The following is a 19314-nucleotide window of genomic DNA, read 5'->3' on the forward strand; positions in this document are numbered from 1 at the left end:
AACTGTCAGAAAACCGCGTATATTTCTGACAGGAGAATGGCCATGCAACGGTTAACCGAACAGATTCTTGCGCATGCCGAAGGACTGCCGGAAGGCACGCCCTTGGCGGCTAAGGGCTTGCTTCACCTCGGTAATCGCGCCGCGGTGGATCAGGTCTTGTCGCGGCTGACCGAGCGGGGCCACCTGATCCGGGCCGGTCGGGGCATTTATCTCCGTCCCATCACGAGCCGGTTCGGTACGAGGGCTCCATCAGTCCAGCAGGCGGTCGAGGCGCTCGCCAACCAGCGCGGCGAAGTCATCGTCCCGAGCGGGGCGGCGGCGGCCAACACCCTTGGCCTGACGACCCAGGTGCCGGTTCGGTCGGTCTATCTGACCTCCGGCCGCAGCCGAACGATGAATCTCGGCAAGCAGGTTGTTGAACTTCGTCATGCTCCGCGCTGGCAACTCGCTCTGGCTCATAAGCCGGCTGGCGAGGCAGTGCGGGCGCTGGCCTGGCTCGGGCCGGAGAAGGCAGAAGCCGCATTGAAAATGCTGAAGCGGAAGCTCCCGCCGTCCACCTTCAGCGAACTGGTCGCGGCAGCGCCGCAGCTTCCGACCTGGCTGGCGCGCAGTGTGGGAAAGGCTGCGCATGGCTGACGCCTTTCTCCACCTTCCGGTCGCCGACCGCCGCGAGGCGCTAAGCGTCGCGGCCGATCAGTCGGGACGACCGGCGCACCTTTCCGCACACGATCGGCTCTGACCTCGCGGTTGTCGACACCCCTCGATATCCAATAGTAATAGCTTCCGGCCTTGCCGAAATTGGTCTGCATAAACTCGAGCGACCGGTTACGCATGTCGAGGCCGGTGTGGAGACCGAGGGAGTTCATCTTGGCGCTGGTCGCCGGCCCGATGCCGTGAAACTTGCCAACCGGCAAATTTTCGACGAACGCCGGGCCCATTTCCGGCGTGATGACGTACTGGCCGTTCGGCTTGCGGTAGTCGGAGGCGAGCTTCGCCAGAAACTTTCTGTAGAGATGCCGGCCGAAGCGTTGAGGTCGGTTACTTCCTTGACAGACCACAGCCCGTTTCACTCTATCTCGTCGTGCCGCCATCCGACGTCGTCCGCACAAAACCCCTGATGCGGCTCATCCTCAACCAGATCGGGCGGCGCCTGAACGAGAGCCTGGATCCCGACCGGCGCCGTCAAAAGCTCCTCCTGATGCTCGACGAGTTTGCAGCCCTTGGCCGCCTCGATTTTTTCGAGAGCCAGCTGATGGTGAGCCGCCAAGAGACGTCCCGTCCGCTACTGACGCCTGGCGAAATCATGCAGCTCTCATCGAAAGAGGCGATTGTGATGGTGTCGGGCCTTCACCCGCTGCGTGCCACCAAGGTTCGTTACTATGAGGACCCGCACTTCAGAAGCGAATCTTCAAGCCCGCTAGAACAGGAACAATTCTCTTGTCCTCGCGCCCGGATGAGGACTGGTCGGGGCACCCAACCCCTGCGCCCTCGATCGAACTGCTTGCGCCTAGGCAGCGAAAGCGTGGCGATCCGAATGGGGGGCTGCGGCGCGAGCCAGAATTGCCGCAGCACGAGGAGATCGAAATCAAGGCACCGCTCGCGGAATATGAGTTCGATGCTGGTCCCGATGAGCCCGACGCAGATGCGGTCCAGGCACAAGCGCTAAGCCGCGCAATGCAGGGATTAGCGCGCGCGACCAGCCTCGACCCTGACGATGGCATGGACCTCTGAGTGGGACAAATCGGTGAAAAAGATTCAGCTCAGTGTCTATCTTGATCCGCAGACATTCAGAACCCTTGATGTCTTCGCGGAGCGTCGTGGCCAGCCCAAGTCGCTGGTCGCAGAGGCCGCGATCGCGTCATTTCTTTCGCCTGACGATTCCGACCGACGCGAGGCGGCTATTGCCAAGCGGCTGGATCGGATCGCACGGCTGCTCGAGCGTCTCGAACGCAATGACAGCATCACGCTCGAGACGCTCGCCCTGTTCATTCGCTTCTGGTTAACATCGGTGCCGGCATTACCAGAACAATCCAGTCCAGCCGCTCGCGCCAAAGGCGCCGAACGTTATGATCGATTCGTTGAAGCGCTTGGCCGAAGGCTTTCCAGCGGATCAAGCGTTCTGAAAGAGGTGAGCTTCGATTCGAACGCCGCAATTCCAGAGTAATTCAACAACCGCCGGAGCGGGCGGACGATGCAGGACTACAAGGGAAATTTGCGAGGGTGCTCGCGCCGAGTACATTTCGGCCGCAAACAACGATAGGGCCAAATCGAACGGAGCGAGCTCGTTAGATCGGGACCGACGGCAGATATCTGAGGGGTAGCAGGCCGCATGACATGAATGCTGAAATCTGAAGCGAGTTGAGACGAGGTCCGGCCTCCATCCGAGCTGCCGCTCAATGGAGTAACGCTGCTTGCTTGAGCAAGCGGAAGCCTCTCCAGAGTTCTGGAAGGTCTTCTCAATGGTTGCCCTACCAGTTTTTGCGAGTTGCATCGCAGGTCCTCTGTGTTAGCAATCCACGTTGTACGGTCTTACTGTGCGAACATCCTGTCGAAAAATGCGAGAACGTGCACTGCCCTTCAGCAAACTGATGCGACGTTATCCGTTTACGTCAGATTGCAATCAGGCAACGCCTGAGAGACGGCGGACGCACACGGCCCTGAGTCCAACAGGCCCTGCCGATGTGCTCGAAGAGCCCTCGGTGAGAGTCATCCGTCGTCCTCTACACCAGTTCCAGTGCAACGCTCGACACTCACAATGAGCAGAAGAAGAGAATGAGAAACATCGTCAAGGCAGCCGCCGTACAGATCAGCCCCGTATTGTACAGCCGAGAGGGGACAGTCGAGAAGATCACCAAAAAGATTCGCGAATTAGGCAAGAAGGGGGTGCGTTTCGCCACGTTTCCCGAGACCATCATTCCCTACTACCCGTATTTCTCGTTCGTGCAGCCGCCCTTCACGCTTGCCAAGGAGCATCAAAGGCTGCTTGAGCAATCCCTTATGGTTCCCTCTGCGGAGACGCATGCGATCGGCGATGCAGCCAAGGACGCCCAAATGGTCGTTTCCGTCGGCGCCAACGAGCGGGATGGAGGATCGATCTACAACACTCAGCTCCTGTTCGATGCGGACGGCACGCTGATCCAGCGTCGCCGCAAGATCACCCCTACCTATCATGAGCGGATGGTCTGGGGCCAAGGCGACGGTGCCGGCCTTCGCGCCGTAGACAGCGCCGTTGGCCGTATCGGCCAGCTTGCGTGCTGGGAACATTATCTCCCGCTGGCCAGATACGCCTTGATTGCCGATGGCGAGCAGATCCACTCCGCGATGTACCCCGGCTCGATCTTCGGCCCCCTTTTCTCCCAGCAAACGGAAGTGAGCACCCGACAGCATGCCCTTGAATCGGCCTGCTTCGTCGTCAGCGCAACCGCATGGCTCAACGCCGACCAACAAGCCCAAATTGCCAACGACACGGGCGCTGCTATCGCTCCGATTTCGGGCGGTTGCTTCACGGCTATCGTTGCCCCCGATGGTCAATTGATAGGCGAACCCCTGAAGGAAGGTGAAGGAGAGGTTATTGCCGATCTCGACTTCATCGAAATCGACGGGCGCAAGAGAGTGATGGATGCAAGCGGTCACTACAGTCGCCCTGAACTGATCAGCCTCCTGATCGACCGGACACCTTCTTCGCACGTCCATGAACGGATTGTTCCTCCCAGGAGCGTGGCGACTACCGGCCTTCACCGCGAGGACCGTGCTGCGGGTCCGCTTGAGAGTTAATGGTCCTCCCCGCCCGGGCCGGAGACTGGCGCATCCCGGCTTCGACCCGAACGGCCGGAGATACAGGTAATCGTCCGAGATTCACATGCGCAAAGAGAAAGAGCTAGTTTGCAGCAGGGCCATGCGGGCCGCTCGCATGATCCGGACCGATTCTCTATTGGAGAAATGCCCAGCTGCGGAGCCTCGCCAATGGCCTTCAACCTACAGCGCACCGCGTCACTGCAGCGGCAAGTTCGCTTCAGGTGTTCGAACTGTTGCGCTGACCGCCGCATCGCCCATCCTTGCAGCGCCCCGCCTCGAGATCTGGATGTTGCCTCGATGAGGATACGCTCATATCGGGAGGCCACATCGTCAGCTCGAGACGGCTCGTCACGGCAGGTCTTTCCGAGTGGCGCCCAACGGCGGGGAGATCAGGTCCAGGCGATCCTCGCCGGGGAAGCTGGCGACTGAAGGTGAACGCGCACTCAAGCTACGGTGATCTCCATGCAAGGGCATCCAGCATCCTGCGCAACACGAGCTCCGATTCGGGTTAGGAATTCCACGGAGGACGATAAAACCAGATTACTCGCCGAGAAGGTGCCCACGCTTGCGCTCAACGATCCGGACCCAGCCGCGCGGCTTGAGCACTGGGCCAAAGAATACGCAAAACTGTCCTCGGCCCAGCCTCCAGACGCGATGAAGATTCATAACTGCCGCCGCACGGTGCTCCGGGAGGCGCCCGCACGCTCTCAGTAAACAACCGCAGTTTCAGGGCGCAGTATCCAGGCCTATGCTGGCCGGATGGAGCAATCAGTACTTTTCAGGTGCCCGCGCACGGGCATGAACGTGCAGCACCTGCTGACAGGACTGGAGCAGATCGGTCCCGACACTCATCTGCCGGTCGTTTGTCCGGCATGCTCCTCGGTCCATTTCGTGAATGCCTCCACCGGCAAGCTGCTCGGCGACCGCAGTGCTTCCGAAGTGCGGTGAGGGCGGTCGACGGGTGACATCCGGCATGCTCACTCCGGTTTGAGTGCGCATCCTTTCCCGGTGTAGTTCGTGAATCGTACCTAGAAAATCCAGCGCGTTGGAGGTGTGATGCTTGCTGCCGCTGCAGGCGTCGCAGTCGACCTCGCTGCCGGCGCTCTTCGTCAAGCCTCGCCAGCATCGGAGATGGCGCTCACGGCTGGCACGGTGCGGGGCAGCGGCAGCGTGCGTTGAACATTGCGGCTGGCCGGCGAAGGCTTGCCGAGCTTGGCATCGTATTTCTCGGCCAGCACCAGAAGCCGCTTTCGCGTGAACGGGTCGGCCTTATCGGCCAGATCGCGGGCCCGCTGTGCAAAGGTCCTGTCGAACTCGACATCCATGATGTGCCCCCACTCAACGCTACCAGGATTGCACTTAAGTACATCGACGGCTCCGACGTCAAGGCGGGCGAGCAGGGTGGGCCTTTCGCGGAATGTTCTGGGACGAGCCTGTAGCAGCCGATCTGGCGCAAGTAAGCTCGCCGTCGGCAGGGGCAATTCACATGGCAGTCCTCCATCGGATCCGGAAGCGATGCCCGGAGTGCGGGGGGACCGATGAATCTCCTGGATCGCGAGGACGGGCACAACGAGCGCTACGTCTGCAGCCATAGCAAGGGGGACCCGCTGCGCGATCCAGCCGCCTGCCAGTGCGGCCGACAGTTCCCCTGAGGCCTCTCGACAAGTGAGTGGTCGCACCGGGGCCAGCAGATACGTTTCAAGGGCCGTGAGCCGGGCTCGACGCGCGGCACGCGAACGGTTGTTAATCCTATCGCACGCTGGTGATGCATGCCGGAAATCGGTGAGGCGCAGGTGTATTCGGTCGCGCGCGCATGAGCTGGTGCGCTTCTTATGAGGCGCATCACCCCCACAGGAATAACGCCGGTGCGTCCGCAGGGGTCGTTCGCGACGTCGCGGCGCGAGGGCGCCATCTAGATTGCGCCTGCGCCTCTTTTCAGGATCGGTAACTTTGTCGATTTCAAGTAAGGGTGCACGCACCGTCCGCGAAATCGCTCGTCTGTCGGCGACCTGACTGTCTAGAGGGACAAGAGGCTACGAGACGTCTGGCGCTGGTCTTTAGGAGTCCGCCGTTTCTTTCTTTCGGTACGCCAGACTACGACCAGAATGTCCCCGCGGTTGAAGCGGCATGCGGTCTCGGCCCTTTTGTCGTGCGTCATCGCAGGGCGATTCATCCGTTTCGACCGAACATCCAGACCACGCGCGTGCAAGCGCGGGCGGTGTGCAGACGCAGAGAGAAGGAAGCTGGAGTATGCAGATTAGCGGCGAGCGCCGGGAAGAACCGAGCTCAAGTCGGAATGAAGCCGTTTACGAGGCCATCGAGCGAACGAATGAGCAGGTGCTCAGTCTGCGGACCGACATCGCGATGATCGCGGAAATAGTGGCTCTCCATGCGCGATACCACCTCACGATTACGCCGCCGATGCCGCCATCCAAGCAGGACGAGGCGTGCGTGCTCGGGCTCGAGCGCTTCAAGGCTTTTGCCGAGCAGGTCGATCGTCGCGTACGGTTTGGCCTGCCCTTGCTGCCGGAGACAATTGGTCGCTCGGGAAATTCCAGCCGATCCGGGTCTGAAATGGGCGGCGGAGCGTCACGCCCCGTTCCACGAGCGCCAGTTGAAGAAGAACCCCACTGTGTGGCCGTCGTAGGTGAAAACTCAGAAGCGTGTGCTGTCGCCGAGGAGGGCGGCAGCAATATCAACTTTCGACAGGTGCCAAACGCCTTTTGCTAAAGCCAGTGGCCGCGCTCCGAGAAACACGCGCAGCGATGCCGCTGGGCAGATATCAGGCGAGAAGCCGGTCAACCGGCGCTGGAGCTGGCGGATCATCTCTTGCGTGTTCCTTCCCTTTGCCGCGGGATATTATGGTGTGGCTGCAACGCGAGCACATGACCTGGATATTCCCCGTCTACGGATCATTGATAGCGCTGCTGAGCGTAGTGGTCTATCGCATCGCCAAGAAGCGCGGCCGCGTCTACATCGGCAACTGAACCCCGTCTGTCTGCCTACTCCGCGCGCCGCGCCAAGGCGAGCAGAGGAATTTTGTTGGAGCCAAACCTTGTCGAGAAGCGAATATCTATCCGAGCGCGCGAGTATGCTGGCGCATATTCCGCAGACCCGAGGCGCTACAACTCAGGGCGGCCGCACTGGGCGCGCATTGGGGACGGAGAATGGGCGTTCGCAGCTATCGCTGATCCAGAGCGGTTCCCAATCGCCGACGCGCATGCCGCGCTGCGCCGGATGCTGCCGCGCTCCCTACACTGGGCAGCGTTCTAGGGCTTCGGCTTCTATCACCGTGCCGCACTCGGAAGCATCCTCCTCAGAGATGAAGCCGCACGGGAAGTTGCACTCCCGGCGGCAAGGTCGAAGAGGCCAGTGCGGTTGGGGCTGCCGAGAGCAGCAGCGACTCGCTCTAGGCGACAAGCCTGCTCTACTGAGCCTTGGCCCAGCTGGGCGACTCTCAGGTGGAGGCGGTCGCCAACGCTTACGTGCGGCGGCTGCTCGAATCCATGTGCGTCCGGATGATTTGGTCACCGCATCATCCACGCTCGACCCTCCCACCGGTAAGGTGCGCAGAACGCACACACATACTCAAAGGCTACATCGACGGCAGCATATGGACGTGTGCAGGTATGGGCTATGCTGTACACCGCCCATGCCGCCATGGTTCGCCCGACGGAGCCCCTGTGGCCGGGTGCTGGTGGCGTGGTCTACAGGGTTACCTCAGAAACGGGATGCCGCGATGCGTCTGCGGCCCCCGCAATGAGTCGATCCAGCCGGTGTCGCCCGCGCGCTTGCCGAGCCGCTCGTCCAGCTCCCGGCGCCTGGCATTGAAATATGGCTTCAGATCCACGGGCGTGAAGTGCGGCGATGAGGGTGTTTTCATTCGATGGACTCCAGTTCTGGGAAGTCGTCGCCGAGTCCTATTGATCGCAAATTCAGTCGTGAGTCGCCCATCGATTTCGAGTGCGTAACCTGAATTTGCAATACATTTCGTCGTCTGCTTTTGTCGGTACCAACAGAAATACCAGCAAGATGACGCGCGGTATTCGCCGGCAAAAATAAATGCCGGCAACGGCATGGCCCATCCCGTTCCGGTCTCACCAATCGCCCTAACTGGAATCGAACCCTGCTTTGACTCGAGTTCCTGGCGGCCCGACCTAACATGCTATCGCGAGGTCAAGGGCCGGTATTGGCGACCCGATCCATTGAGCCCACCATGCCGAGTGAGACAACTACCTCGTATTGGCTTCGTGGGGTCGACAGGGTTGCGCTTCGCACAAGACCGGCGCCGAACCGCTGATCGCGCGGCGCTGTCCGCGATCTACTGGACGTCCAATGCCGATGGCCGACGGTCTACTAATGTCCAACAACATACTGAGAGGGCTGCGGCGATGCTGGCGCCAGCAGCGACCACTGCGCGCTCGGCTTCCGCTCGACCGCGTCAACCTTGCTCAACGAGAAGGGCGTGTTTACCAACGATGTGGAAGCTCAACTCGCCACGACGTGGAGAAAGTCCCTCGCGACGCCGGACCAGTTTGGCAAGGGTGACAAAAACAAGATCCCAGGTAGCTATAACGGTGCGGCCTATTATGCCGAATGCGTGTGTTTGTGCAGCCTTGTCTGATCGTCTTGTCAGCCTGCGCGAAGGTGCGTCCGCCGTCTCGCTGCGCAGATCGGCGGCCTAGCTTGCTCTTGTTTCGACCCTCGGCAGCGAAGCGCGATATTCATCCACGCTGTCGAGATCGATCATGGTCTTGCCCCCATCTTGTAGGCCCTGGTCCTCTCGTGGGCGATCAGCTCATAAGCCTTAGTCTTTCCGAATTTGCCATAGCGGCAACCGTCCTTGAACTCGACGAGCCGGCGCCGGTTGTTGTTATCATTGTCAACCATGGGTCCCTGCATGCGCTTCGATGATCTCCCCCCCCAATCGGATCAAAACCCCGCTGAGTGAGATGCGCATATCCATGGCGCGACGCTGTCGATGCGGGCTCGCCAGAAGGCCTGCCGTTGTGGCCGCTGACGAGGTTCCTGCTGACCCGTTTCGGCGCCATCTGCGCGTACCCCAATTGCCCGAGATGCATCGATCTAAATGGACTACGATACCAAACAAAGAGTCCCCTTATGCCGCCGCCAAGTCCAGAGTGCTGTAGCGTGCAAATCGGACGGACGCGGAAGCGCAGCTCGCGGACGCTTGTCTTGTCACCTAGTGGCTCTGCACAGTGAATTTGATAGATTGCGTCGGGCGGTCAGATTAGCTCTGGCAGGTGTTTCGGATCAACGAGGACCTCGATGCTGCGGCGTCCTTGGCTGCCTTGTGATGAGGCCGGCTCGTTCCAGCGTCAGCACCATCTGGTGAACCGAGGGCGGGCTGACACGGAAATATTCCTGCATGTCGGTTTCCGCCGGAGGCCTGCGGTGCAGCCGCGTATAGAGGTGGATAAATGCCCCTGTTTGGGCGTGAAGGTTTTTGCCGAAGGACTCACACCGGCCATCCGATTCAGTTGTTCGTGCGTGCCTCATTCAAGGAGGCAGGCATGAACGTACGCTATCGGGTCGAACTCAGCCAAGTCGAGCGCATCGAACTCAAAGCGCTGCTCGGCGGCGGTAAACATGCGTCGCGCAAGCTCAAACGAGCACAGATTTTGCTGGCCGCCGACGCCGGGGCCAGCGACGAGGAGATCGCCAGGAGCGTCGGCGTGGGCGGCTCGACCGTGTACCGGACCAAGCGACGCTTCGTGGAAGGCAATCTGGAACGGGCGCTGAGCGAGGAGCCGCGTCCCGGGGCGGACCGCAAACTCACGGGCAAGGAAGAAGCCTTGCTGGTGGCGACGGCCTGCGCCAGCCCCCCAGAAGGCCGTGCCCGCTGGACGCTCGAGCTGCTGGCAGGTGCGATGGTCAAGCTCAGCGAACACAAGAGCCTGTCGCACGAGACGGTTCGGCGGCGTTTGGCCGAAAATGGCCTCAAACCCTGGCGCAAAGACATGTGGTGCATTCCGCAGGTCGATGGCGAATACGTTGCCCGTATGGAGGATGTCCTCGACCTCTACGCCGAGGCTTCCGACCCCAAGCGGCCGGTGGTGTGCTTCGACGAAAGCCCGGTGCAACTCATCGGAGAGGTCCGTCAGCCCATCCCGGCAAGGCCGGGCCAGCTCGAACGTTACGATTACGAGTATCGTCGCAATGGCACGATCAATCTCTTCGTCCTCCTCGACGTGCATCGTCCCTGGCGCAAGGTCAAAGTCACTGAGCGGCGAGCCGCAGAAGACTATGCTCAATGCATGCGCGATCTCGTCAACATCCATTACCCCGATGCCGAGAACATCCGGGTCGTTCAGGATAATTTATCGACCCACTCGGCCGGCGCCCTGTATCAGGCGTTCCCGCCCGCCGAAGCCAGGCAGATTTTGCGACGGCTCGAGTTCCACTACACCCCCAAGCACGCAAGCTGGCTCAACATGGTTGAAATCGAAATCGGCGTCCTGCGGGCCAGTGCCTGGATCGCAGGATCGATGATCCCAAGCGGCTGCGCCGCGAAATCGCTGCCTGGGAACGGAAGCGAAATGCCGCCCGCTCACGCATCAAATGGATGTTCACAACAGATAAGGCGCGCGCCAAAATGGCCCGCGCCTATCCCGCCGCTTCCAAAGAGTCATAATCACTGTGCAGAGCTACTAGGCCTTCATTGGGAAGCTGCAAAAACAACGCCAACGCGCGAGTTCATAAGAAGTGCAATTGTCGACCCACTCAAGATCGTCCCGATTTAACCGATTTGGCGAGGAGCCGACATGCAGCGTCTTTTGTCCGACAAGAAATCCGCCTGGTGCCGAGGCATCCGACCAGTCCGGTTAATCCGCCTGCAGCGCGCAGCCCGCGCGTCTGGCCCAGGCTTTGCTGTAGTGATGGACCCACTGTAGATCTGCATGAAGAAGACCACCGACTTTCAGGGGCGCGGTCCGGCACGGTCTCACTGTGCGGTCGACCGCGCTTTCGATCTGGGAGGAGAGCTGCTCTAAGGTTGGGATATGATGACGAAAGAGGCCGTCGATGCAGAGTTCTCGAGTCGTCGCGCCGGAGACGAGTTGCAGATTGATAGTAGTGGGCATTCGCCGCGCATTTGAGCGACGGGATCCCAGATAGGAGAGGTATGGATCGCATCGCTTGGGATAAACGCTTGCCAGAGCCCAACACGCAATTGTCTCATCTCGGTCGCGCGCCGGCTGAACACGCCGGGATGGTCAATGTTCCTGTCTATCGAGGTTCCACGATCGTTTCGGAAAACCTCGAAGAGTGGGATAGGCGCAAGCAGAATCCAGTGACGAACTACGGACGATTCGGCTCACCGCTGTCTCGCGCTCTCGAGGCCGCCATTTGTGAATTGGAGGGCGGGTATCGTTCGATCTTGTTCCCTTCGGGGCTTTCTGCGTGCTCCCACGCGCTTCTAGGGATCCTGAAGGCCGGGGATCATGTTTTGATCTGCGATAACGTCTATGAACCGGTGAGGATGTTCGCGAACCAGGTTCTAACTAGATTTGAGGTCAAGGTGGAGTACTTCCATCCCACACAGCCTTCGGATCTACTCGCGAAGATTGGGACAAAAACGCGAGCTGTGTACCTCGAGTCCCCGGGGTCCATGACGTTTGAGGTACAGGATCTGCCCGCGCTGTGCGCGATCGCACATCAATCGGGGGCGCTCGTGCTCATGGACAATACTTGGGCGACGCCGCTCTATTTCAAACCCTTTCTCCATGACGTCGACATCTCGATCCATGCCGCGACCAAATATATCGTTGGTCATTCCGACGCCCTTCTGGGCATTGCTACCGCTAACAAGGAAGCGTGGCCGCTCCTGCAGCCAAGCGCTCATCATTTCGGGGAGATTGCTGGGCCAGATGACATCTATTTAGCTCTTCGTGGACTGCGCACACTAGCCGTTCGCATGAGGCAGCATTACGAAAATGGCCTCAAGCTGGCTCAAAGCCTGGAAGACCACCCGGCAGTGGGCCGGGTTCTACACCCTGCGCTCCCAAGCCACCCGGGCTACAATATTTGGAAGCGGGATTTCTTGGGTGCAAGCGGCCTGTTCGGCGTCGTTCTGAAGCCTATGTCCAAGGCCCAGCTTTCGGTTTTCTTCCAGAAACTGCGCCTTTTCGGAATCGGATTGTCGTGGGGTGGGTACGAAAGCCTTGTGCTGCCTGTCGATGATCCTCAACGAACGGAAGCAATAGTTTCATTTGATGGACCGTTGATTCGTATTCACGCCGGCATCGAGGGGCCGAGTGATCTCATTGCGGACATGCATCAGGCGCTGCAAGCCGCCTGCGAACACTCCGTGAGCGACGATGCTTACCAGGATGAGAGCAGAGACGGGTGATTTCAAGGGCAGTATTGATGGCGCGGAGGAGACCGATGAAAAGCGACGCTTGGGGGCGCTATGCCTACCGCACAACGAGCCACTATCGTCGCGAGATCACGCCCGAACTGTAATATGTCGTCTCCGCCCGAAACGCGGCACCTGGAACCCGAGCAGAGATCAGTAGGCGCCGCGATTGCTGGGCATGTTGGCTGACACGGACCGATGATCTACTGTTTGTAAAGCGGATTTATGGCCGTGCATCTCCGAGGTGGAGCACCAGCCCCGTGCAGGACGACTATGCGCACGGCTTCTGTCTGTCAATGTGCGTGAGCACAACGCCCATCATGTGCGGTCAGTTGGAGGTCATTTAAGCCGCAGGTGCCCTTGCCGTATTCGGATGATTCGCTCGCCCAAACATGTCCGGGTGCTTTTGAACACGAGCGCTTGGCAATACGCGATCGCGCAACCGGGATCTCCGGCGTTCCGTTCGGTACGGCGCGACCGCCATGGCAAACGGGTATCGCAGCGGATGCATGCCATTTCTGCGTCATTGCCTCTGTACCCTTTGACGCGGGCGCTGGGTCTACGCTAGCTCGGCTGGCCCCGGGGGCAGAGGCGGGAGGCTGACCAACGCGTAAACGATCGTTCGCGTACTTGCCGATGCAAGATATTTTCTTCAGCTAGCAGCGCCAACAAGGTTGTCTCTCTTGCGACGAATGTCCGAATTCTAGCAGTGAACGTTGCGTCCCCAGTTCTCCAGCACTCGTGCTTTTGCGGCACTGCTCCTAGCGCCTCAGCTGGTACGACATTTGCTGGACGCTTCAGGTCCGCCTCCTCCCGAAGAAGCGCATGCACACTGTTCTCTGTCGAGCAACTATCCGATCTGAGGCAACTCGATTGCAGCTCATGACGAGAAGTATGCTTGTCGCGTTTCGGTCGAGCACTTCGCAAGCAAGAGGAGGCTGAAGTGGCGCAGGGCTCCTGCCCAAATCGATCCACTCGAAAGACGCAGCACCGGTTTGCCTAAGTCGGTGGGGGGAGGCACCAAATGGACCTATTTTGCTTCATCGAATGTGCAAAACAGAGTCGATCTCCCGAGGTGTTGTTCGATCTGCTTGTGAGCTGTTCGAGCGAACAGGGCTTCAGTCAAGTCGCTTACGGGGCGCTGACGGACGCGGAGCCGACCCGCCGACCAGAGTATCTGCCAGCCGCGGTGACAGTGAACTTTCCTTCCGCGTGGTGCGAGCGCTATGCTGAACGCCGATACAATGCCATCGATCCCGTGGTTCGGCGTACGACGATGCAGTCGGCGCCGTTTCTATGGGATCAACTCGCTCACAAATATCAATTGCAGCCCGGCGAACTGCGTGTGTTTGAACGAGGCCAAAGAGGCCGGTCTGAAGCATGGCGTAACCGTACCACTGTTCGGACCATTTGGACAGCTATCTGTCGCATCCTTTGCATCCAGGTTCGACGATGCCGACCCTGAGTATCGCCTCAGTCGTCTCAACGCATTGGCTTGGCAGTTTCATCATGCATTTGCAGAGATCGCGCCGTCATCGGAGGGCAGATGCCATATGCAAGTGGCCCTATCCGAACGAGAAAAGGATTGCCTCCGCTGGGTGGAAGAGGGGAAATCATCCTGGGAAATCGGAGTCATCCTGAGAGTCAGCGAGAATACGGTGAACTTTCACCTGAAGAACGCAATGCGAAAGCTAGAGACGAACAGCCGTACCATTGCGTTGCCAAGGCGATTCGCCTCGGTCTTATCTGACGTTTTGGCGCCGCTGCCGCGTATTGACCTATGCCGAAGTCACGAGCGAGCGATCTGACCAGCGTGACAATATGACAATAGCAGCGAGGACACGTTCAGCCCAAGGTGCAAAAGATGCTGTTGCCGCGAATAGCTGAGAAGCCTGTCATCTCGATCTTCGGGAGCATAGATGCGCATCCCGCCGAGGGTTGGTCGTGTTTTCGATGCGGGAGAGGTTCGCACGATTGCCTAAATCCGACGTTGACTGGCCATGACGGGAAACCATTCGCCGCATTGCTGACGCGCGTGCGATGACAGTGATCTTCAGCGCAAGCGCCACTCGTCCAATATGGGAGCGGTTTTTCGGTTTGGATTGCGACGACCCAGTCGCCTGGGATAACAGTATTGCCTGATGCAGCAAGCCCGCCCTCGCAAAAACAAGCCCCGGCCATGGGCCGGGGCTTTCGATCCGCCGTTCGTACTGCGGATCAATATTTCAGAAGAAACGGGCCGCCGAACTTATAGTTGAGCCGTGCAGTCACAAGATCGAAATCCTGGCGGATGCGATCGGTTCCGCCTGCGGGCGCGGCGAAGTGCACAGGTGCGGGCTGCATGAATAGGTGGTCGTACTCGAGGCTGACCGACCAGCTCGGCGCGAAACCGTACTCAATCCCAGCTCCCAATGCACCACCCCAAAGAATGTGGTCGCTCTTCCCAAGCTGCGCGCCCGTGAGGGTCGAGCTAATCTGATAGGTATTGCTCGTCACTGCGGCACCACCTTTGGCGTAAAATAGTACGTCGTCCACGGCGTAACCGATCTGCCCCGTTACCACGCCAAACGCATCAATCTTGGTCTGGTTGATATCCGCAAACGCGACGCTGTCATTCGAGCCAGTCAAATCAGCCCAGTTCCCCTGGCCTTCAACACCAAGCACGATCTGGCCCATCTGCCTTCGATAGCCGATCTGGCCACCCACAGTACCGCCGGTCGCATCATGGCAGCCCTCAGGCGTGCCGCCATTAAAGTCCCAGCAATTCGAGCTTGAGCCCAAGCCGCCGTTCATACCGACGTAGTAGCCGCTCCAGTCGTAGATCGCAGCCGCGACACGTTGCGGAGCTTTGGCATAGAGGGGCTGGACCGGCTGCGCAGCCAGATCCGCGCCGAATGCGGGCGCCACCGCGCCTAGCGCCACAATGCTTACAGTCACAAGCAACAAGTTCTTCATTTCTACTCTCATGTCTTGAGTGCCCCGAGCCTTGCGCGTCTTAACAACATCCGCGCGAATTGCTGTAACTGCATCGCAACATTTGCGCCGAAAGGAATGCTTGAACCGAACCCTGCGTCAGGTTGCGGCGTTGCGGATCATCTTCAACTGCCTCGCAATGCTCCTTCGCGTGCGAACGTAGATTGCGTAGGCGTGGACGAAAAGCGGGCTGCTGATCTCAGCGGATGAAGCGCACCGCAAGGGGTAGGCGAGTTCAGCGAATCGAACTCGGCCAGGAAGCATTCACGGTCAATGCGGCGCTGATCCTGCGCGAGACGAAATTCGAAGTCGTGCGATGGCTCTGGATCTCTCTTCTCGCCCAGTGCAGATGGCCACGGGCATCGAAGCGGTGTAGATGCCGGAGGAGAGTGAAAGGTGCTCCTTGTCGGTGCTGCCGCAATCGTGCTCGCCGTCGCATTTAGTTCAAGCGTTAGCTCGCGTGCCAGACATATCTTCTCCGCGATGCGCACCAGCGCTGATTGGAATTCGGTCCGGCAATGGCTTCCGCGCATGCTAAGGTCACACAAATGTACGTTGCAAGGTCCGGGGCCGGTTGTGAATCCACCGCCGTCGACCCGATCGTCCGTGAACGGCCAACTCGCAGTCTTCACCGTCAGTGTCTCGGGTCAAATCGGCGATCAGTCACACGTTACACCGCGCTGTTGGGACTGACTCCACGCGAGCACGCGCGTGGTCTCCACGCTGCCTTGCGATTCTGTGCTCGCGAACTGACGACGGTGGGCGTTCGCCCTCGTGTGGCAGATCGGCAATTTCCTTGCTCGAGCAAGGCCGAATGCAGCGTTAGGAACCACGGCGTGCGGGAACTCGGAGCGGCGGCGGAGCAGAAGTGCCGGAATGAAAGTAAGCGCCATAGAGCCGGGCGTGCTCACGTCGCTTGCGGGAACGCCAGCTGCGCATAGCGTATCCTAATCCAAAGCCGCCGAAGAAGATCATAGTGAGAAAAAGAAGCGGTGTCGTCATCTCGATGTCTAAACCGGAGGATTGCTTTGATGTGTTACGTCACACTCCCGCCATCGGTCGTTGACTAGTTGGTCGGCGCGAGGCGGCGGATGCCTGGTTCCTACAACGTGACGCTACGTACGATTCAAATCCCTTCGGCTACTATAGCGCGACAATCTGGATGGGACGCACTTCCATCCTGATTGCCGCGCCGCAAGCTGCTCCCTCCCACTTGAGGTGGCCTGCAGCAGCAGTGTGCGTGGAGCCAGGCATAGTATGCAGATCCGCGGAGTGGCCCACGCCGTGATCGTTGCAGGAAAACGACATTCGTGATGGCCGATACCTGTGGTTTGGTCAGAGTGCTGCGCTTCTCTGGGCGGCATTGCCCCGCCCGCCGCGGGCAACGGAGAAGACTTTCGGTCGCAGCTGAAACGTGGACGAGACTAGCCGTCTCGCGGCGCACTCGAAGTGCCGTTAGGACCTGGACTATTTGCGCGCCGCGGCGGCCGGCAGGCGGTCGCATTAGTGCAAGGGGTACCGTACTCGTCCTCTGAGACCGAGGGCTTGAATACACGGTTCTTGACTTGACGATGCCGGAGAAGTGGTCCTGCCACCTGTCCCGCGGCCTGCCTGCTGACGAGACGAAACTGTTAGGAAAAGCAGGCTGCCTGTATACCAATCGCTGGGCGATCTCGAAAGGACCGCCGGTTCTCCCGATCGCGTGATCTAACCTACGCCTTATGCAGAATTCCGCCAGGTGCTAGGCGCAACCTCGATTTGATTAGACGAGTAAGAGTTGAACGTCTGATCGAGCAAATCGCCAAGAACGCAGGCACCATGAGTCGGGTCGGAGTTGGCTTCACGTGGACGTGAGCCGGATCAGTGTTGCGCAGCACAGTCCAGCTGTTGCGGGTAATGGCTTGCTCGTCCGGAAGCTCACTCACTTTCATCCTCGAACAGTATCGCTTTGGTGTGCGAGCGCTGGACATAGATGCTTTGGGTAAGATAGGCAAATCATGTTACCGCACCGAAGTAGCTCTTCGGGGTCAGCGGTAAGGGGCTGCAACTCGGGACTGACGGCGGCGACATCGCGCGCCACGCGCCACAATACTTTCGAAAATAAGACGACTGTCGCGAGATCCGAAAGGATGACCCTGCACCCACGATCCGATATGACTGGATTGACCATGTTGCCCGAAATGATCAAAAGCTGGAGGTGGAGCAGGGCTTGGCGAATGGGAGCGGCGAGCCCTTCCGCGCGCGGGACATTGGCACAGTTGCCGTCCTCTCATCATAAATACTCATCACCGAAGCACGCGCGCAGCGGGACAATGCCGCGAGCTCATGGCGGGTGGATCCAGGTTGATCCTGCGGCCAGCGAGTTTGCCATTGCGCTCCGTCATGCGGGATCAAGTACAATAAGAGTAAGACAAACGCCGCTGAGATGAGGTGTCCCAACCTCCATGCCAGCCTTGCGCAATACCTCTCACTTCCAGGTTCCGCTCTCCCGAGTTACGTCAGCTCGCGTTGGGCTTTCCGGGCGCGACTGTGGACAGCGTTGGCGTTCGGCAGAACAAGTTGGTTCGACGCGAACGAGCCGGCATCGACCCTGTGGGGGCGGCCCGCCAAGAGACGTCTAGCTACTGGCGTGCTTCGGCATTACTGCGATCGCCGGGACAGTAGACGGCAAGGAGAATGCCCACCGGCAGGCGAAGAGCGGTGCGGCTGCGCTACCAGTGACCACGTTTGCAGCCTCGATCGCAGGTCTTGGTCTACAACCTGACGCGGTGTACGATTCAAGGGATTTTAGTGCCGAGGCCGGATATCGTTCAACTGACTGGCCGATCATTTCGCGAGCTCTGAGCTCAGCTCATGTAGAACAGTGCGATGCAGCCCGTCGGATCAGCGGAAAGTCGTTGCGGAGCGCCGCCGAACGAGCTGTATGACGCGCAAGATCGTCACGCCAGCGCGAGATCAATAGCGCCGCCGACCCGATCAAACTACGCCCAAGCGCGCCAATCCGAACACCAGCGAGGACCGGAGCTTCGAGCCTGGCGTAGATCTGGTTAACGGAGAGTAGGTCGCAAACGGCCGAACAATCCTAGAACGGGCCGTGACATTGGTTGGTCTCGGACGGAGAGACCATCATGGATGCCTCTTGCAAGAATATGTTGCGCATCCAAATGCTTGCAGGATCAGTATTATGAATGGCCGGCCATTGGACGGCCTCGGTGAATGTGAGAAGTCGCAGCGGAGGTTCGATGACCCGCAGGGGCATCGTGTTTGCGAAATGGCTGACCAGTCTTGAGGGCATGCTCGCTATACGGTTGGTGCCCAATAACATAGGCGGAATCATACCAAAACCCTGCACGGCGACCTCGGTGCGTATCTTGAAACCATGCTCGAGCAAGAGCCATTCGTGGAAGGAGGGCCTCAGGGAGCGCCCGAACTGGGCTTCCACGTGCCCGATGGACATGTACTTCTCGAACGTAAGTCGCGGCGCCAGCTGCTTGTTCATGGGGCAGCCCACGCAAACGAAAGTGTCCTCGAACAGTGCCGCCTTGGGATGCGCACTCGACATGAACATCTCCGGATACATGAGAAAATCGACTTCGCAGCGCCGGAGAAGTTCATCGGGTTCCTCTACGGGCGGCAGCAACTCGAAATTGATTGTTGGAGCTTCCCGCGCGACGCGGTCCACGATTCGTCGAAGAAACACGACAGTCATGAAGTCGGACAGGATGATCCTGAATCGCCGATTCGATTGAGACGGATTGAAGCCGTCCGGAGAAATGATGGAGAGCTGAATGTGAGCGAGAGCCTCGCGAATCGGGACTGCGAGCGCTTCAGCCCGCGGCGTTGGGACAAGCTTCCGGCCCCTCATCGTGAATAGCTCATCGCGAAAGTAAGTGCGAAGCCGCGCGACGGCAGCACTCATGGCAGGTTGACTGAGGTTGATGCTTCTTGCCGCCGCAGTGAGATTGCCTTGCGTCACCAGGGCGTCGAACGCGACGAGGAGATTCAGATCGAGGCCCTTGAAACGCATAATCCTGAGTGATCCATGTTATGAATGTGTTCTATCGATACAATCGATTTTACCATTTGTACCGAATGAGGGTAGCAAAGGATAGTTTAGCGAGATGTCAGATCTATCAGAATGGTTACAAATCGTTGCGCGTCTCAGCCCA

Annotated in this window: 16 protein-coding genes and 2 pseudogenes; 12 read left to right on the forward strand and 6 right to left on the reverse strand. The window is 59.3% G+C overall.

Annotated features, from left to right (window positions below; all coding sequences use genetic code 11):
• Window positions 1–42 precede the first annotated feature (42 nt).
• A complete protein-coding gene (locus IVB05_RS08215) occupies window positions 43–636 on the forward strand; it encodes a DUF6088 family protein (protein ID WP_247518874.1) in 594 nt (197 codons plus the stop codon).
• An 80-nt stretch (window positions 637–716) separates the two neighbouring features.
• On the opposite strand, the pseudogene IVB05_RS08220 reads toward IVB05_RS08215, so the two are convergent.
• A pseudogene (locus tag IVB05_RS08220) lies at window positions 717–1033 on the reverse strand (DNA polymerase IV); the annotation flags it as partial.
• 84 nt (window positions 1034–1117) lie between these two features.
• Here IVB05_RS08220 and IVB05_RS08225 point away from each other — a divergent pair.
• The 5 genes and pseudogenes from IVB05_RS08225 to IVB05_RS08245 all read left to right on the forward strand — a co-directional run.
• Window positions 1118–1357: pseudogene (locus IVB05_RS08225) on the forward strand (type IV secretory system conjugative DNA transfer family protein); the annotation flags it as partial.
• A 203-nt stretch (window positions 1358–1560) separates the two neighbouring features.
• The gene (locus IVB05_RS08230) at window positions 1561–1731 is read left to right on the forward strand and encodes a hypothetical protein (RefSeq protein WP_247787442.1); all 171 of its coding nucleotides are present in this window, start codon (window positions 1561–1563) and stop codon (window positions 1729–1731) included.
• A 13-nt stretch (window positions 1732–1744) separates the two neighbouring features.
• Window positions 1745–2164, forward strand: a complete 420-nt coding sequence (locus tag IVB05_RS08235) for a CopG family transcriptional regulator (protein ID WP_247518875.1) — start codon at window positions 1745–1747, stop codon at window positions 2162–2164.
• 608 nt (window positions 2165–2772) lie between these two features.
• A complete protein-coding gene (locus tag IVB05_RS08240; RefSeq protein ID WP_247518876.1) occupies window positions 2773–3774 on the forward strand; it encodes a nitrilase-related carbon-nitrogen hydrolase in 1002 nt (333 codons plus the stop codon).
• A gap of 819 nt (window positions 3775–4593) precedes the next feature.
• A complete protein-coding gene (locus IVB05_RS08245) occupies window positions 4594–4743 on the forward strand; it encodes a hypothetical protein (protein WP_247518877.1) in 150 nt (49 codons plus the stop codon).
• A 161-nt stretch (window positions 4744–4904) separates the two neighbouring features.
• Here the strand turns inward: IVB05_RS08245 and IVB05_RS08250 are convergent, their stop codons facing one another.
• Complete coding sequence (locus IVB05_RS08250) at window positions 4905–5120, reverse strand: hypothetical protein (RefSeq protein WP_247518878.1); 216 nt, start codon at window positions 5118–5120, stop codon at window positions 4905–4907.
• 925 nt (window positions 5121–6045) lie between these two features.
• Here IVB05_RS08250 and IVB05_RS08255 point away from each other — a divergent pair.
• Both IVB05_RS08255 and IVB05_RS43475 read left to right on the forward strand, forming a co-directional pair.
• Complete coding sequence (locus IVB05_RS08255) at window positions 6046–6525, forward strand: hypothetical protein (protein WP_247783816.1); 480 nt, start codon at window positions 6046–6048, stop codon at window positions 6523–6525.
• A gap of 134 nt (window positions 6526–6659) precedes the next feature.
• Entirely contained in the window at window positions 6660–6782 is a 123-nt protein-coding gene (locus IVB05_RS43475) for a hypothetical protein (RefSeq protein ID WP_256467435.1), read from the forward strand.
• Window positions 6783–7510: 728 nt separating this feature from the next.
• On the opposite strand, the gene IVB05_RS08260 is transcribed toward IVB05_RS43475, so the two are convergent.
• Together IVB05_RS08260 and IVB05_RS08265 are read right to left on the reverse strand one after the other, a co-directional pair.
• On the reverse strand, window positions 7511–7678 hold the full coding sequence (locus IVB05_RS08260; protein ID WP_247518881.1) for a hypothetical protein: 168 nt from the start codon (window positions 7676–7678) through the stop codon (window positions 7511–7513).
• Between the two features lie 863 nt (window positions 7679–8541).
• A complete protein-coding gene (locus tag IVB05_RS08265) occupies window positions 8542–8685 on the reverse strand; it encodes a hypothetical protein (protein WP_247783817.1) in 144 nt (47 codons plus the stop codon).
• 644 nt (window positions 8686–9329) lie between these two features.
• Here IVB05_RS08265 and IVB05_RS08270 point away from each other — a divergent pair.
• The 4 genes from IVB05_RS08270 to IVB05_RS43385 all read left to right on the forward strand — a co-directional run bounded on the left by IVB05_RS08270 (window position 9330) and on the right by IVB05_RS43385 (window position 13980).
• A protein-coding gene (locus IVB05_RS08270) for an IS630 family transposase (RefSeq protein ID WP_247783818.1) occupies window positions 9330–10450 on the forward strand; the annotation gives its coding sequence in 2 pieces (ribosomal slippage) (window positions 9330–10281 and window positions 10281–10450; 1122 coding nt in all).
• Between the two features lie 489 nt (window positions 10451–10939).
• The gene (gene metC / locus IVB05_RS08275) at window positions 10940–12166 is read left to right on the forward strand and encodes a cystathionine beta-lyase (RefSeq protein WP_247520324.1); all 1227 of its coding nucleotides are present in this window, start codon (window positions 10940–10942) and stop codon (window positions 12164–12166) included.
• Window positions 12167–13196: 1030 nt separating this feature from the next.
• Window positions 13197–13637: an autoinducer binding domain-containing protein gene (locus IVB05_RS08280; protein ID WP_253075648.1), complete on the forward strand. Its 441-nt coding sequence runs from the start codon at window positions 13197–13199 to the stop codon at window positions 13635–13637.
• On the forward strand, window positions 13522–13980 hold the full coding sequence (locus tag IVB05_RS43385; RefSeq protein ID WP_253075348.1) for a LuxR C-terminal-related transcriptional regulator: 459 nt from the start codon (window positions 13522–13524) through the stop codon (window positions 13978–13980). The genes IVB05_RS08280 and IVB05_RS43385 overlap by 116 nt, the downstream gene beginning before the upstream one ends.
• Before the next feature lie 409 nt (window positions 13981–14389).
• Here the strand turns inward: IVB05_RS43385 and IVB05_RS08290 are convergent, their stop codons facing one another.
• Together IVB05_RS08290 and IVB05_RS08295 are read right to left on the reverse strand one after the other, a co-directional pair.
• Complete coding sequence (locus IVB05_RS08290) at window positions 14390–15127, reverse strand: outer membrane beta-barrel protein (protein WP_247511908.1); 738 nt, start codon at window positions 15125–15127, stop codon at window positions 14390–14392.
• A 3100-nt stretch (window positions 15128–18227) separates the two neighbouring features.
• On the reverse strand, window positions 18228–19172 hold the full coding sequence (locus IVB05_RS08295) for a LysR family transcriptional regulator (protein WP_247783819.1): 945 nt from the start codon (window positions 19170–19172) through the stop codon (window positions 18228–18230).
• Window positions 19173–19314 lie beyond the last annotated feature (142 nt).

It is taken from the genome of Bradyrhizobium sp. 170 (genome assembly GCF_023101085.1).
GTDB lineage: Bacteria > Pseudomonadota > Alphaproteobacteria > Rhizobiales > Xanthobacteraceae > Bradyrhizobium.

What these genes read in the sequence shown, in the direction of transcription:
- IVB05_RS08265 (WP_247783817.1), bottom strand. Translation starts at nt 8,685, where the DNA reads ATGGTTGACAATGATAACAACAACCGGCGCCGGCTCGTCGAGTTCAAG.
- IVB05_RS08240 (WP_247518876.1), top strand. Translation starts at nt 2,773, where the DNA reads ATGAGAAACATCGTCAAGGCAGCCGCCGTACAGATCAGCCCCGTATTG.
- IVB05_RS08250 (WP_247518878.1), bottom strand. Translation starts at nt 5,120, where the DNA reads ATGGATGTCGAGTTCGACAGGACCTTTGCACAGCGGGCCCGCGATCTG.
- IVB05_RS08215 (WP_247518874.1), top strand. Translation starts at nt 43, where the DNA reads ATGCAACGGTTAACCGAACAGATTCTTGCGCATGCCGAAGGACTGCCG.
- metC (WP_247520324.1), top strand. Translation starts at nt 10,940, where the DNA reads ATGGATCGCATCGCTTGGGATAAACGCTTGCCAGAGCCCAACACGCAA.
- IVB05_RS08280 (WP_253075648.1), top strand. Translation starts at nt 13,197, where the DNA reads ATGGACCTATTTTGCTTCATCGAATGTGCAAAACAGAGTCGATCTCCC.
- IVB05_RS08290 (WP_247511908.1), bottom strand. Translation starts at nt 15,127, where the DNA reads ATGAAGAACTTGTTGCTTGTGACTGTAAGCATTGTGGCGCTAGGCGCG.
- IVB05_RS08255 (WP_247783816.1), top strand. Translation starts at nt 6,046, where the DNA reads ATGCAGATTAGCGGCGAGCGCCGGGAAGAACCGAGCTCAAGTCGGAAT.
- IVB05_RS08245 (WP_247518877.1), top strand. Translation starts at nt 4,594, where the DNA reads ATGAACGTGCAGCACCTGCTGACAGGACTGGAGCAGATCGGTCCCGAC.
- IVB05_RS08295 (WP_247783819.1), bottom strand. Translation starts at nt 19,172, where the DNA reads ATGCGTTTCAAGGGCCTCGATCTGAATCTCCTCGTCGCGTTCGACGCC.
- IVB05_RS08260 (WP_247518881.1), bottom strand. Translation starts at nt 7,678, where the DNA reads ATGAAAACACCCTCATCGCCGCACTTCACGCCCGTGGATCTGAAGCCA.